12 protein-coding genes are annotated in these 13663 nt (G+C 66.7%); 9 read left to right on the forward strand and 3 right to left on the reverse strand.

The features are described 5' to 3' along the window. Nucleotides 1-127 precede the first annotated feature (127 nt). Both AC19YR_RS19465 and AC19YR_RS19470 read right to left on the reverse strand, forming a co-directional pair. Complete coding sequence (locus AC19YR_RS19465; RefSeq protein WP_095109721.1) at nt 128-883, reverse strand: transporter substrate-binding domain-containing protein; 756 nt, start codon at nt 881-883, stop codon at nt 128-130. 12 nt (nt 884-895) lie between these two features. Then, entirely contained in the window at nt 896-1771 is an 876-nt protein-coding gene (locus AC19YR_RS19470) for a MurR/RpiR family transcriptional regulator (RefSeq protein WP_500599766.1), read from the reverse strand. A 143-nt stretch (nt 1772-1914) separates the two neighbouring features. Between AC19YR_RS19470 and AC19YR_RS19475 the strand changes: the two genes are divergently transcribed. Continuing rightward, on the forward strand, nt 1915-2934 hold the full coding sequence (locus tag AC19YR_RS19475) for an Ldh family oxidoreductase (RefSeq protein WP_500599767.1): 1020 nt from the start codon (nt 1915-1917) through the stop codon (nt 2932-2934). 259 nt (nt 2935-3193) lie between these two features. Here AC19YR_RS19475 and gspI read toward each other — a convergent pair whose 3' ends face one another. Then, a complete protein-coding gene (gene gspI / locus AC19YR_RS19480) occupies nt 3194-3568 on the reverse strand; it encodes a type II secretion system minor pseudopilin GspI (RefSeq protein ID WP_095109718.1) in 375 nt (124 codons plus the stop codon). Nucleotides 3569-3714: 146 nt separating this feature from the next. Between gspI and gspG the strand changes: the two genes are divergently transcribed. The 8 genes from gspG (at nt 3715) to AC19YR_RS19520 (ending at nt 13478) form a co-directional block, all read left to right on the forward strand. Continuing rightward, nucleotides 3715-4161 carry a type II secretion system major pseudopilin GspG gene (gene gspG / locus AC19YR_RS19485; protein WP_095109717.1) on the forward strand — a complete coding sequence of 149 codons (447 nt, stop codon included), beginning with the start codon at nt 3715-3717 and terminating at the stop codon, nt 4159-4161. Nucleotides 4162-4169: 8 nt separating this feature from the next. Beyond that, a complete protein-coding gene (gene gspK / locus AC19YR_RS19490; RefSeq protein ID WP_095109716.1) occupies nt 4170-5138 on the forward strand; it encodes a type II secretion system minor pseudopilin GspK in 969 nt (322 codons plus the stop codon). Further along, a complete protein-coding gene (gspL, locus tag AC19YR_RS19495) occupies nt 5135-6295 on the forward strand; it encodes a type II secretion system protein GspL (protein ID WP_500599769.1) in 1161 nt (386 codons plus the stop codon). Before gspK ends, gspL begins: the two co-directional genes overlap by 4 nt. Continuing rightward, on the forward strand, nt 6288-6833 hold the full coding sequence (locus AC19YR_RS19500; RefSeq protein ID WP_500599770.1) for a type II secretion system protein M: 546 nt from the start codon (nt 6288-6290) through the stop codon (nt 6831-6833). Before gspL ends, AC19YR_RS19500 begins: the two co-directional genes overlap by 8 nt. Then, on the forward strand, nt 6830-9163 hold the full coding sequence (gspD, locus tag AC19YR_RS19505; RefSeq protein ID WP_500599771.1) for a type II secretion system secretin GspD: 2334 nt from the start codon (nt 6830-6832) through the stop codon (nt 9161-9163). Before AC19YR_RS19500 ends, gspD begins: the two co-directional genes overlap by 4 nt. 40 nt (nt 9164-9203) lie before the next feature. Next, nucleotides 9204-10622, forward strand: a complete 1419-nt coding sequence (gene gspE, locus AC19YR_RS19510) for a type II secretion system ATPase GspE (RefSeq protein ID WP_095109712.1) — start codon at nt 9204-9206, stop codon at nt 10620-10622. Then, entirely contained in the window at nt 10622-11827 is a 1206-nt protein-coding gene (gene gspF / locus AC19YR_RS19515; RefSeq protein WP_500599772.1) for a type II secretion system inner membrane protein GspF, read from the forward strand. The genes gspE and gspF overlap by 1 nt, the downstream gene beginning before the upstream one ends. Before the next feature lie 487 nt (nt 11828-12314). Next, on the forward strand, nt 12315-13478 hold the full coding sequence (locus tag AC19YR_RS19520; protein WP_500599773.1) for a substrate-binding domain-containing protein: 1164 nt from the start codon (nt 12315-12317) through the stop codon (nt 13476-13478). The last annotated feature ends 185 nt before the right edge of the window (nt 13479-13663 follow it).

Raw genomic sequence — 13663 nt, forward strand, 5'->3', positions numbered from 1 at the left:
CACGCAGTCGGGGTGTGGAAATGTGGGAGCGGGCCTGCCGGCGATTGCGCTGTACCTGGCACTCAGCGCCGGGGGCTAGCGGCCTCATCGCGGGCAAGCCCGCTCCCACAGGTGATCGTGGTCTCGATCAGTAGATATCGAACGCGAAATAGCGGCTGGAGATTTTCTTGTAGGTGCCGTCGGCGACGATTTCGTCCAGGGCCTTGTTCAGGCGTTCGCGCAGGGCATCGTCACCCTGGCGCACGGCGATGGAAGCATCGGCGGTGGTGCCCGCGACGTCGCCGAGGATCTTGCAGCAGTCCTTGCCGGCGGTTTCGACCCAGGCCAGCAGCGGGAACTTGTCGGCGATCACCCCGTCCACACGGCCAGCCGCCAGGTCACTGTTGGCTTCGTCCAGGGTCGGGTACAGCTTCACGTCGGCGCCGGCCTTATCGTAGACGTCTTCGGCGTAGATGGCTTGGGTCGAAGACGCTTGGGCGCCCACGGTGCGGCCCTTGAACTGGGTCTGGGCGTCGGTGATGTCCGAGTCCTTGGCCACGGCCACCGACAACGGCGTGCGGTAGTAGTGGTTGGTGAAGGCGATTTTCTGTTTACGCTCCTCGGTGGCAATCATCGAGGCAACCACCGCGTCGTATTTCTTGGCAATCAGCGCCGGGATGATGCCTTCCCAGTCCTGGGCGACGATGGTGCACTCGACCTTCATGCGCTCGCACAGGGCGTTGGCGATATCCACGTCAAAGCCGTGCAGTTTGTTGTCGGAGTCCACGTAGTTGAACGGTGGGTAGGCGCCTTCGGTGGCGATTTTCAGGACTTCGGCCTGGGCGGTCGACAGACCGGCCACGACCAATGCGCAAGCACTTGCAAAGCGGACGACGTTTTTCATGTAGCACCTCGATTATTGTTTTTGAGCGGGTGACGATGTGTAGCCAACGAACTCGTTATGCAGGGCGGCGGTGGCTTCCAGGCGTTTTTCCACGTCCGGGCCCAGTTGCTTGCACACCTCATTGACCATCAGGTGCACCAGCGAAAGCATGGTGGCGGTGGATTCCCAGAACAGGTTGAACTCGGTGGGCACGCGAAACACCTCGTCGGCGTTCTGTTCGGCCCAGTCGCAGAAAGTGTCGGTGACCAGCGTCACCGCGATCCCGGCCTCGCGGGCCTTGCGGCACAGGGTCAGGGCGTGGCGCGAGTAGCGGCGGGCGTCGAACACCACCAGGGCACATTCCTGGGGCACGCTGAGCAGCACGTCGGCGAAATTGCTCGCGCAGCCGTCCACCTGCTGCACGCCGTCGCGCAGGTATTGCAGTAAGTGCACCATGGAGGCGGCGATGCCGCGTTCGGTCTGGAACCCGGCGACAAACACCTTGGGCCGCGTGGCCAGGCGTTGGCTGACCACTTGCCAGGCCGGGGTCAGGCTGTATTCGTAGACTTTGACCAGGGCGCCGACTTCCAGCTCGAAGCTGCGCGGCAGGCCCTGGGGGCTGTTGTTCGCCTGCTGGCGGAATTCTTGCAGGCGATCGCCCACCAGCCACGGGCCTTCGCCCAGGTCGGCCTTAAGGTCGTTTTTCAGCGCTTTGAAGTGGCGGTAGCCGATGGAGCGGCAAAAGCGCCCGACCGTGGATTCGCTCACGCCCAGTTTGGCGGCGATATCGGCCGAGGTCTGGAACGGCAGCTCATAGAGGTTGGCCAGCATGTAGCTGGCAATCGCCCGGCCCGACGCGGCGGCGGTCGACAAGCTGCTTTCAAGGCGTTGTTTGATAGGCTGGCTCAAGGCTGCTTCCTGTTGTTATTCAGCACTTGAGGCAGAAGGTGAATGTTTTCTGTCATTAAGTCAATATTTGACAGCTAACTGGCATGACTGGATAGTCGAACCGCTGTAGCCCACTTCCAATAACAATGCACCGGAGCCTCAGAATGCCTTCATCCCCCGATACGGCCCACCTCAGCCTGGCCGAGCTGAGCCACGTGCTGCAACGCATCTTCCTGCGCCACGGCACCTCGCCGGCCGTGGCCCAGGTGCTGGCCGACAACTGTGCCCGCGCCGAGCGCGACGGTTCCCACAGCCATGGCGTTTTCCGCATCGCCGGTTACCTGTCGTCCCTGGCCAGCGGCTGGGTCGATGGCCAAGCGCTGCCGGTGGTCGAAGACGTGGCGTCGGGCTTCGTGCGCGTGGACGCTGCCAATGGCTTCGCCCAACCGGCCCTGGCCGCAGCACGCGCGCTGTTGGTGGAGAAGGCGCGCAGCGCCGGGATCGCGGTGCTGGCGATTCGTAATTCCCACCATTTCGCGGCGTTGTGGCCGGATGTCGAGCCGTTCGCCGAAGAAGGCCTGGTAGCCCTGAGCGTGGTCAACAGCATGACGTGCGTGGTGCCCCACGGCGCCCAGCGGCCGCTGTTCGGCACCAACCCCATTGCGTTCGCCGCCCCCCGCGAAGGGGGTGACCCCATCGTGTTCGACCTGGCCACCAGCGCCATCGCCCATGGCGACGTGCAGATCGCCGCGCGCAAGGGCGAGCTACTGGCCCCAGGCATGGGCGTGGACAGCCTCGGCCAGCCTACCTGCGAGCCCAAAGCCATCCTCAATGGCGGCGCCTTGCTGCCGTTTGGCGGGCACAAGGGCTCGGCGCTGTCGATGATGGTGGAACTGCTGGCGGCGGCGCTGACCGGGGGCAACTTCTCATTCGAGTTCGACTGGTCCCAGCACCCCGGTGCGCAAACGCCCTGGACCGGGCAGTTGGTTATCGTGATCGACCCGAGCAAGTCCGGCGGCAACAGCTTCGCCCAGCGCAGCGCCGAACTGGTCCGGCAGATGCACGCCGTGGGCCTGGAACGCCTGCCGGGCGACCGCCGCTACCGCACCCGGGCCAAGTCGCTGGTCGCGGGCATCCCGTTGCCGACGGCAGAACTGGCCAAACTGCGGGAGTTGGCCACCTAATCCACATACCTCAAAACGCCCCCTGTGGGGGCGGGCCTGCTCGCGACGGCGGTGCCTGAGGCGGCAAAGGTGCTGGCTGGCATCGCGAGCAGGCTCGCTCCCACAGGACCTGGTGTCGATCACCTATGCTGGCTGGCCCGCGGCTCCCCTGTGGGAGCGGGCCCTGCCCGCGATGAGGCCGGCCCAGGCAATGCATTTATCGCGGTGGAAATACCGCTATCGCGAGCAGGGCCCACAGCGTTGCTCCCACGGGTTGTGCCTACAGCGGGCGCACCAGCAGGGTCTCAAGCCTTGCCAGTGGCGGTGCCTCGCGGCTGCGGTCCAGGACGGTGAGGTTGATGCTCAGCAAGCGCGGGTCGGTGGCCGGTGCGATGCGTTGTTCGCAGCGCAGCAGCAAACGGCCCTGGTCGCAATCGACGCGGCTCAGGCCATTGGGCAGGCGCGCTTGCAGGCGCAGTTCGGCCATGCGGCTCTGGGCCGCGAGCAGGGCAATGGATCTGTCACGCAAGAGGCCGTTGCTCTGGGTCATCAGCCCCGCCACCCGCACGGCCGCGGCCATGGCCACGGCAATAATGGCCAGGGCCACCAGCACTTCGATCAGGGTAAAGCCAACTTGCCGGCGAGGGCGCTGCATGGGCATTCCAGGGCAGGGGAGAGCCTTGCACACTAGCCCCGGCCCTTGACCGCTTGCTGACCGAACCTCCCGAGGTTTTTCAATACCTCTGACATATCTTCTTGCAACACTTCGCGGCGAATCGAATCAAGCCAAGGAACGTCGAGATGGATATCGCACGCATCAACTCCCAGGGCCATGGGCGCCGCCAGCGCGGCTTTACCCTGATCGAAATCATGGTGGTCGTGGTCATCCTCGGGATTCTCGCGGCCATGGTGGTGCCCAAGGTGCTCGACCGCCCCGACCAGGCCCGGGCCACCGCCGCGCGCCAGGACATCGGCGGCCTGATGCAAGCCCTCAAGCTCTACCGCCTCGACCACGGCACCTACCCCAGCATGAGCCAGGGCCTCAAGGTGCTGGTGGAACGCCCCGCCGATGCCAAGAACAGCAACTGGCGCGCCTACCTGGACCGCTTGCCCAATGACCCCTGGGGCCGCCCTTACAACTACCTCAACCCCGGCGCTAATGGTGAGGTGGACATCTTTTCCCTGGGCGCCGACGGCCAGCCCGACGGCGAGGGCGTGAATGCCGATATCGGCTCCTGGCAGTTGTAGGGCCGGCCATGAAGCGTCCTACGCCAGCACCGGCCGGGCAGCAGGGCATGGCCATCATCAGCGCCTTGCTGATCGCCGCCGTGGTTGCGGTGATCGCCGGCGGTATGCTCAACCGCCAGACCCTGTTCACCCGCAGCCTTGAGGCCGAACAACAACGGGTCCAGGGCACCTGGCGCCTGCTCGGTGCGGTGGAGCTGAGCCGCCAGGTGCTGCGCGATGCCCGCCTCCAGGAAGCGGCGACCCGCCTCGACCAGCCCTGGGCCAGGCCCATCGTGCTGCAACAGGGCGCTGGCCCTTTCGCCGGGCAATTGCAGGACGAGCAGGGCAAGTTCAACCTGCGCAACTTGATGGCCAACCAGCGCCCGGACCCGCAAGAGTTACAGAACTTCGAGCGCCTGTGCCAATTGCTCGGCGTCAGCCCGGCGGTGGGCCAGCGCATCAGCCAGCGGGTCATTAATGCCTATCCCCGTGTTGCCAAGCGTGAGCCGGTGCCCGCAGCCCCCGTCAGTCCAGGTGCTCGCGCCACTTCACCCAACGCGCCGGCCAAACCCGAGCGGGCGCAATACAGCATGCTGCGCAGCCTCGATGACCTGCGTGGTGTCGAAGGGGTGGACGACGCCTTGCTGGCGCGCTTGGCGCCGTACCTGACGATTCTGCCGGCCAACACCTGGGTCAATGGCAACACCGCCAGCGCCACGGTGCTGGCGGCGGTGGTGCCGGGGCTGTCGCTGGCCCGGGCCCAAGGTTTGATCGCAGAGCGCGACAGCGGCCAGTGGTTTATCAACCGGGGTGAGTTCGTCAACCGCTTGCGCATGCCGCACCTGGTGGTCGACGACGTGCGGGTCGGCATTACCAGCGAGTGGTTCCGCCTGCGCGGCCAGGCCCGCAGCGACCGGCGCCGGGTCAGCCTCGACGTGTTGTTGTACCGCAGCGAAGAGGCCATGCCCCGGGTGATCTGGTCGCGGGTGGGGGTATGAGCCTGTTGCGCATGGCCTTGCCGCCCCTGGCTGATTTGCAGGCCAACAGCGAAGTGACCTTCGCCTGGCTGGAGCGTAACGGCCAGGTGCGTGAGGAGGGCCGTTGCACCCTGGCCCAACTCGGCCAGCGCGCCAAGTTGCCCGCGCTGGAGGCCTACTTGCACCCGCAGGACAGCGTGCTCGCCAGCCTCGAACTGCCGCCGTTGCCAGCGGTCAAGGTCACGGCGGCGGTGCAGTGCGCGGTGGCGGGGCTGATCCTCGGCGCGCCGGCGCAGATGTTCATTGCCCATGGCCGCCGCGACGATCACGGCCGGGTGGCCCTGGCCTGGCTGCCCCGTGATGCGTTGGCGCGGCTCGGCGCCCTGTTGCGCCAGTGTGGGCTGACGTTGCGCGGCCTTTTCCCGGCGGCCTACGCCTTGCCGACAGTGGCCAGCGGCGCCCCGGTGGCGTGCCGCTGGGACGGCTACCTGCTGCTGCGCCACAGCCTGCTGCACGCCGAGGTGTACCCCGAGGCGGCTGACGCCGACCTGCTGACCGTTGCCGGCCCCGACGTGCAATGGTTGGGGGACGGTGCCCCGCAGGGCCTGCCCGCAGGCTTGCCCAGCCAGCAGCGCTGGGCTGGGCCGGCGCCGGGCTGGGGCTTGCACGCCGGGGTGCTGGGCCGTGGGCACGCGGCCCAAGGGTGGGGCAAGGCGTTGGCCTGTTGCGCCCTAGCGGTGGCGGTGTGGGCGCTGGGCTTGAACCTCTACGCCGCCCGCGAAGCCGCCCGGGGCCAACAGCTCAAGGCGCAGATCCACCAGCGGGTCAAGCAGGCCTTTCCCGAATTACCGGTGATCCTCAACCCCTTGCAGCAGGCCCGCCAGCAACTCGCCGCACGGCAGAGCGGCGTAGCGGGCGAGGCCGGTTTCACCCCGTTGATCCAACACGCCGCCACGGCCATGCCGTTTATCGCCGCCAGCGTGCAAGGGCTGGTGTTCGAGAATGGCGAGTTGCAACTGACCCTGCTGGCTGACAGCCGTAAACCCGCCGACCACGCCTGGCAGGCCACCCTGGCCGAGGCGGGCATTCAGGCCAGTGCCAGCGACGCCGGCTGGACCCTGCGCCCCATGGCCGCCGCCCCAACCCCCGACGCCCCCAAGGAAGTGGACGATGAGTAAGGTTTCCTTCGCTGCACCCCAGGCGCGTCTGCGCCACCTCACGGCCCGCGCCGAGGCGTTCTGGCAGGCCCTGGCGCTGCGCGAAAAACGCCTGCTGGCCGGTGCTGCCCTGGCCCTCGCGGCGCTGCTGGTTTGGAGCGTGCTGATCGGGCCGGCCCTGGCAAAACTCGCCTACTGGCAGGCCGAAACCCCCAAGGTGCGCGCCCAGGCCCAAGCCCTGGACGCCTTGCTCGGCGACCTGGGGCAGGGCGCCGGCCCGGGCCTGGAACAACAACTGCGCCAGTCCCTGCACGCCAGCGGCCTGGGCGAGCACTACCAACTCCAGCCGCCCGACTCTGGGAACCCGGCCTGGCAACTGACGTTCGACAAAGCCCCCGCCGATGCGCTGGTCGGCTGGCTGCTGGGCAACCCTCGGCAACTGTCCCTGAACGTCATCGAGGCCCGCTTGCAGCGCGGCGCGGCGCTCGATGACACGCGCAGCACATTGTCCGGAACCGTACGCATGGATCAGGCGCCTGGCGCTAAGGAAGCTTCATGAAGCAGTCAGTTTTGCGCCGTCAGTACCGCAAGGTCGCGCCCGTGTTCCTCTTGGCGCTGGCCGCATGCAGCAGCAACCCGCCCACGCCGCAACCGCCCTTGCTGGTGGACAGCGAACTGGGCCGGCCCCTGGCCAATACCCAGCGCAGCGGCGACGCCCTGGCCGACCGTTTGCGCAACCAGTCGGACCTGGCGCCCAAGCCCCGGGTGCAGCACCCCATCAGCCAACCCGGGCGCAGCCGCGCGGCCAGCAACGCCCCGGCTCCGGCGCGCAACCCGTTGGGCGAGCAACCGGTGCAGCTCAATTTCGTCGAGGCCGATATCCAAGCCGTGGTGCGCGCCTTGTCCCGTTCCACCGGCCAGCAGTTTCTGGTGGACCCACGGGTCAAGGGCAACCTGACCCTGGTGTCCGAGGGCCAGGTGCCGGCGCGCCAGGCCTACGACATGCTGCTGGCGGCGCTGCGCATGCAGGGCTTTAGCGTGGTGGACGTCGGCGGCGTCGCCCAAGTGGTGCCCGAGGCCGACGCCAAATTGCTGGGCGGGCCGCTCTACAGCGCCGACCAACCGGCCGGTAACGGCATGCTGACCCGCACCTTCCGCCTGCAATACGAAAACGCGGTGAACCTGATCCCGGTGCTGCGCCCCATCGTCTCGCCCAACAACCCGATCAACGCCTACCCGGGCAATAACACGGTGGTCATCACCGATTACGCAGAAAACCTCGAGCGGGTGGCGCGCATCATCGACGGCATCGACACTCCCAGCGCCATCGACACCGATGTGGTGGCGGTGCAGAACGGCATCGCAGTCGATATCGCCGCCATGGTCTCCGAGTTGCTCGAAGGCCAGGGCAACGACCCGACCCAAAAAATCACCGTGCTCGGCGACCCGCGTTCCAACTCCATCATCATTCGCGCCGGCAGCCCGGAGCGCACCGAGCTGGCGCGCAACCTGGTGTACAAACTGGACAACGCCCAGAGCAACCCCAGCAACCTGCACGTGGTGTACCTGCGCAACGCCCAGGCCGGCAAACTGGCCCAGGCCCTGCGCGGCTTGCTCACCGGCGAAAGCGACAGCGGTCTGAGCGACGATGCCCGGGCCAAGCTCGGCGCCATGGGCGCCACCACCGGCGCCAGCCAGAGTGGCGGCCAGAACGGCAGCAGCCCACCGCCCGCGGGCACCCCGGCCAGCAGCGGCTATGCCCAGGGCGCCAGCGCACCGGGCAGCAGTGGCGGGGCGACGGCCAATGAGCAGAGCGTGGCGTTCACCGCCGGCGGCGTGACCATCCAGGCCGACGCCACCACCAACACCTTGCTGATCTCCGCCCCCGACCCGCTGTACCGCAACCTGCGCGAAGTCATCGACCTGCTCGACCAGCGCCGCGCCCAAGTGGTGATCGAAAGCCTGATCGTGGAAGTCAACGAAGACGACGCCAGCGAATTCGGCGTGCAATGGCAAACCGGCAACCTGGGCGGCAAAGGCGTGATCGGCGGTGCCAACCTGGGCGGTAGCGGCATCAATACCGGCGGCAAGACCAGCCTCGACGTGCTACCCGGCGGCCTGAGCCTGGGGTTGGTCAACGGCACCGTGGACATCCCCGGCGTGGGCAAGGTATTGGACCTCAAGGTGCTGGCCCACGCCCTCAAGGCCAAGGGCGGCAGCAACGTGCTGTCTACGCCCAACCTGCTGACCCTGGACAACGAAGCGGCGAGCATCTTCGTCGGCCAGACCATCCCCTTCGTCACCGGCAGCTACGTGACCGGGGGTGGCGGCACCAGCAACAACCCGTTCCAAACCGTGCAGCGCGAAGAAGTGGGGCTCAAGCTCAACGTGCGCCCGCAGATTTCCGAGGGCGGTACGGTCAAGCTCGACATCTACCAGGAAGTCAGCAGCGTCGATGAACGGGCCACCGCCGCCTCCAGCGGCACGGTCACCAACAAACGGGCGATCGACACCAGCATCCTGTTGGACGACGGCCAGATCATGGTCCTCGGCGGCCTGCTCCAGGACGGCTACAGCCAGAGCAACGACGCCGTGCCATGGCTGGGCACTCTGCCGGGCATCGGCGCACTGTTTCGCAACGAAAAACGCGCCATCAACAAAACCAACCTGATGGTCTTCCTGCGGCCCTACATCATCCGCGACAGCGCGGCGGGGCGCGGTATCACCCTCAACCGCTACGACTTCATGCGCCGCGCCCAGGGCGGCCTGCAACCGGAACGCAGCTGGGCCATGCCCGACATGCAAGCCCCGCAACTGCCCAACGCCGCCCAAGGCGTACCGCCCGCCACCCCGGTGCGGGCAACCCTGCGCGCGGTGCCCGCCCCATGACCGCCCCGCTTGCTACGCCAACCCTGACGAGGGCCGCGAGATGAGCGCCTTACCCTACGCCTGGGCCAAGGCCCAACGCATCCTGCTGGGGGCAGACGAGCAGGGCGCGGTGTTGACCATTTGCCCGTCCACACCGGGCTGGAGCATCGGCGAAGCGCGGCGCCAGTTCGGCCCGGCGCGGCTGGTGCGGGTGCGCGACGACGAACTCGACGGCCTGCTCGCCAGCGCCTATGCCGACACTGGCAGCGCCGCGGCAGTGGTAGGCGCGGCCGAGAACGAGGTGGACCTCGACCGCCTGATGCAGGACATCCCGGAAATCACCGACCTGCTCGACACCCAGGACGGCGCCCCGGTGATCCGTATGATTAACGCCTTGCTCAGCCAAGCCGCGCGGGACGAGGCCAGCGACATCCATATCGAGCCCTACGAAACCCACTCGGTGGTGCGCTACCGCGTCGACGGCACCCTGCGCGACGTGGTTTCGCCGCGCAAGGCATTGCACGGCGCGCTGGTGTCGCGGATCAAGATCATGGCGCAACTGGACATCGCCGAAAAACGCTTGCCCCAGGATGGCCGCATCGCCCTGCGCGTGGCCGGGCGGCCCATCGACATTCGTGTGTCCACCGTGCCCACCGGCCATGGCGAGCGGGTGGTGATGCGCCTGCTGGACAAACAGGCCGGGCGCCTGCAACTGGAAACCCTGGGCATGGACGCCCAGGTGCTGGGCAAACTCGATGGCCTGATCCGCCAGCCCCACGGCATTGTGCTCGTCACCGGCCCCACCGGCAGCGGCAAGACCACCAGCCTCTACGCCGCCCTGGCGCGCCTGGATGCCAGCACCAGCAACATCCTCACCGTCGAAGACCCGGTGGAATACGACCTGCCGGGCATCAGCCAGATCCAGGTCAACGCCAAGATCGACATGACCTTCGCCCTGGCCCTGCGCGCCATCCTGCGCCAGGACCCGGACATCATCATGATCGGCGAGATTCGCGACCTGGAGACGGCGCAAATCGCCGTGCAGGCCTCCCTCACCGGGCACCTGGTGCTGGCGACGCTGCACACCAACGATGCGGTGTCGGCGGTCAATCGCCTGATCGACATGGGGGTGGAGCCGTTCCTGTTGGCCTCGTCCATGCTCGGCGTGCTCGCCCAGCGCCTGGTGCGGCGCCTGTGCAACCAATGCAAGCAAGAGGACCCCAGCGCACCCGGCACCTGGCGCCCGGTGGGCTGCGCGGCGTGCAACCACACGGGCTACAGCGGGCGCACGGGCATCCACGAGTTGTTCTGCATCGACGACGACATCCGCACCCTGATCCACCAAGGCGCCGGCGAACAGGCCCTGCGCGCCGCCGCGCGGGTGGCAGGAATGTTCAGCCTGCGCGAGGACGGTGAACGCTGGGTGCGCAGTGGCGCCACCGCCCCTGAAGAAATCCTGCGCGTGACACGGGACACCTGATGAATCGCTACCGTTTTGAAGCCGCCGACGCCCAGGGCAACCTTGAGACCGGGCACCTGGAAGCCGACAGCCAGGGCGCGGCCCTGGCCGCCTTGCGCAGCCGTGGCCTGATTGCCCTGCAGGTGCAACTGGACAGCCAGCCCAGCAGCGGCGCCGGGTTGTTTGGCGCCAAGCTCTCGGACAACGACCTGGCCTGGGCCACCCGGCAACTGGCGAGCCTGCTGGGCGCCAGCCTACCCCTGGAAGCGGCGTTGAGCGCCACCGTGGAGCAGGCCGAGCGCAAACACATCGCTCAGACCCTCAGCGCCGTGCGCGCCGATGTGCGCGGCGGCATGCGCCTGGCCGAAGCCCTGGCGGCGCGGCCGCGGGACTTCCCCGACATCTACCGGGCGCTGATCGCGGCGGGGGAGGAGTCGGGCGACCTGGCCCAGGTCATGGAACGCCTGGCCGACTACATCGAGGAGCGCAACAACCTGCGCGGCAAAATCCTCACCGCGTTCATCTACCCCGGTGTGGTGGGGCTGGTGTCGGTGGCCATCGTGATTTTTTTGCTCAGCTACGTGGTGCCGCAGGTGGTCAGCGCCTTCTCCCAGGCCCGCCAGGACCTGCCGGGGCTGACCCTGGTGATGCTCAACGCCAGCGACTTTATCCGCGCCTGGGGCTGGTTGTGTTTTGGTGTGATGGCGGCGGCGGTGTGGAGCTGGCGCCTGTACCTGCGCAACCCCCACGCCCGCCTGGCCTGGCACCGCCGCGTGCTGGGCCTGCCGCTGATCGGGCGCTTCGTGCTGGGCCTGAACACTGCGCGCTTCGCGTCCACCCTGGCGATCCTCGGCGGCGCCGGGGTGCCGCTGTTACGTGCCCTGGAAGCGGCGCGCCAGACGTTGTCCAACGACTGCCTGAGCCAGAGTGTCAGCGACGCCACCGCCAAAGTGCGCGAAGGGGTCAACCTGGCCTCGGCCCTGCGGGTGGAAAAAGTCTTCCCGCCGGTACTGATTCACCTGATCGCCAGCGGCGAAAAAACCGGCTGCCTGCCGCCCATGCTCGAACGCGCCGCACAAACCCTGTCCCGCGACATCGAACGCCGCGCCATGGGCATGACCGCACTGCTCGAACCGCTGATGATCGTCATCATGGGCGCGGTGGTGCTGGTGATTGTCATGGCGGTGCTGTTGCCGATCATCGAGATCAATCAGTTGGTGCAGTGAATGCACCCTCCCGCCCACCGGCTCTGTAGCAAGCGGGCTCGCCCGCGCCCGCAGTGGCCGTTGGGTTCACACAGTCGAGGGGCGCTACGCACCCCAGCGCAGGCAAGCCTGCTTGCTACATGCCGATTGCCGATGCCTTGCGCGCCCGCACTCCCGAGCATTAGCCCGTTCAACCTCGGGTTCATCATTGCTTCATGTCGCGCCAAGCCCTCACCAGCGGCCCAGGCCTGTAGCCCGGCACGTCGCACAAACACCCTCACACCCCGCGCCAGAGCCTCGCAAACCACCCTGCACACCCGTGAAAAAAACCTCGAAAACAGCGCCTTCCTCCCGTGGTTTTTTCCTTTATCTGTCACCGCGAGCTGCGAACTTCTAACCCATGGCCTCGACCGGAACACCTGCACCACAGCCCCGGAGCCCGAGCGCCATATGGCGTCATGCAAGAACAACTCACTCAACGTATGAACACGACGAAAGGAGAATCTTCATGTTTAAGCGCACTCTGATCGCGGCCTCCCTGGCTGTTGCTGCACTGGCCTCGGCCCAATCCATGGCCGCTGTTGTCGGTGGCGGTGCCACCCTGCCGGAAAAACTCTACGGCACCACCGCCGGCACCGGCATCCTGGCGTCCTCGACTCCTGGCTTTGAAGCGTACAAGGGTGTGGGCAGCGGCGACGGCAAAAAAGCCTTCTTCGGTAACGACTCCGCCAAAATCAAGTTGGCCCCTGGTATCACCGTCGATTACGCCGGTAGCGACTCGTTGGTCAGCGCCGCCGAACTGACTGCCTATGACGCTCACGCCACCTTGGGCAAGGCAAGCTTCGGTGCGCTGATCCAAGTGCCCGCCGCTGCTACCTCGGTCACCGTGCCTTTTCACCTGGACGGCAAGACTTCGCTGAACCTGACCAGCACTCAACTGGCCGACATCTTCGCCGGTAAAACCACCAACTGGAACCAAGTGACCTTCAACGGCACCGCCGGTCCAAACCTGCCGATCAAAGTGATCTACCGCACCGAAAACAGCGGTACCACCGAGATCTTCACCACTCACCTCAAAGCGGTAAAACCGGTTTCGGTGCCTGGCGCCAGCAACAACTTCAGCACCGCCGTGGGCTTTAACCCAGCCACCGGCGCGCCAGTGGGCTCGACCTACATCGGCGTGACCGGCAGTGACGGCGTTGCCGCCGCGATCGTGGCCAACAACGGTTCCATCGGCTACGTCAGCCCGGACTACGCCGACTACGACAACGCCCAGGCTGTTGCCTCCATCAACGGCCTGCTGCCTAGCCAGGCCAACGTGCAGACCACCCTGGACACCGTTCTGCCGCCTACGCTGGACACCTCCAAAAACGTCGCCAACCCACTGGACTGGGTACCGACGTTTGCCAACCCATCTGCCGGTTATCCCATCGTCGGCACCACCAACCTGGTGTTCAGCCAGTGCTACAAAGACAGCAGCGATAACCTGCGCATCCGCAACTTCATCAACCGGCACTACACCGGTTTGAACGACGCCGCTGTGGTCGATCACTCCTTCATCCCGCTGTCCAGCACTTGGCAGCAAGCCGTCCACGACACGTTCTACAAGGCTGCCAGCCCGCTGCGCCTGGGCAACACCAGCCTGTGCGCCGGTTTGGGCCGTCCGTTGTAAAAACCTGCCGTTGGGCAGGTTGGGTTCCAGGGTCGGCAATGGCGCAAGCCATTGCCGGCTTTTTCGTTTCAGGCGCACGCCCGGCACATGAACATTGCATGACAAGAGTTCGGTCGCGCCGCTGCCCAACCGCCTAGGTAGTAACCCCAGCGCGTGCCCGCGGCCCCGCCGTGCGCCCGTCGTTC

The organism is Pseudomonas sp. MF08817, from assembly GCF_059862705.1.

Excerpts from the sequence above, each read along its gene's own strand:
- AC19YR_RS19465 (WP_095109721.1), bottom strand. The coding sequence starts at position 883 with ATGAAAAACGTCGTCCGCTTTGCAAGTGCTTGCGCATTGGTCGTGGCC.
- AC19YR_RS19475 (WP_500599767.1), top strand. The coding sequence starts at position 1,915 with ATGCCTTCATCCCCCGATACGGCCCACCTCAGCCTGGCCGAGCTGAGC.
- gspI (WP_095109718.1), bottom strand. The coding sequence starts at position 3,568 with ATGCAGCGCCCTCGCCGGCAAGTTGGCTTTACCCTGATCGAAGTGCTG.
- gspG (WP_095109717.1), top strand. The coding sequence starts at position 3,715 with ATGGATATCGCACGCATCAACTCCCAGGGCCATGGGCGCCGCCAGCGC.
- gspK (WP_095109716.1), top strand. The coding sequence starts at position 4,170 with ATGAAGCGTCCTACGCCAGCACCGGCCGGGCAGCAGGGCATGGCCATC.
- gspL (WP_500599769.1), top strand. The coding sequence starts at position 5,135 with ATGAGCCTGTTGCGCATGGCCTTGCCGCCCCTGGCTGATTTGCAGGCC.
- AC19YR_RS19500 (WP_500599770.1), top strand. The coding sequence starts at position 6,288 with ATGAGTAAGGTTTCCTTCGCTGCACCCCAGGCGCGTCTGCGCCACCTC.
- gspD (WP_500599771.1), top strand. The coding sequence starts at position 6,830 with ATGAAGCAGTCAGTTTTGCGCCGTCAGTACCGCAAGGTCGCGCCCGTG.
- gspE (WP_095109712.1), top strand. The coding sequence starts at position 9,204 with ATGAGCGCCTTACCCTACGCCTGGGCCAAGGCCCAACGCATCCTGCTG.
- gspF (WP_500599772.1), top strand. The coding sequence starts at position 10,622 with ATGAATCGCTACCGTTTTGAAGCCGCCGACGCCCAGGGCAACCTTGAG.
- AC19YR_RS19520 (WP_500599773.1), top strand. The coding sequence starts at position 12,315 with ATGTTTAAGCGCACTCTGATCGCGGCCTCCCTGGCTGTTGCTGCACTG.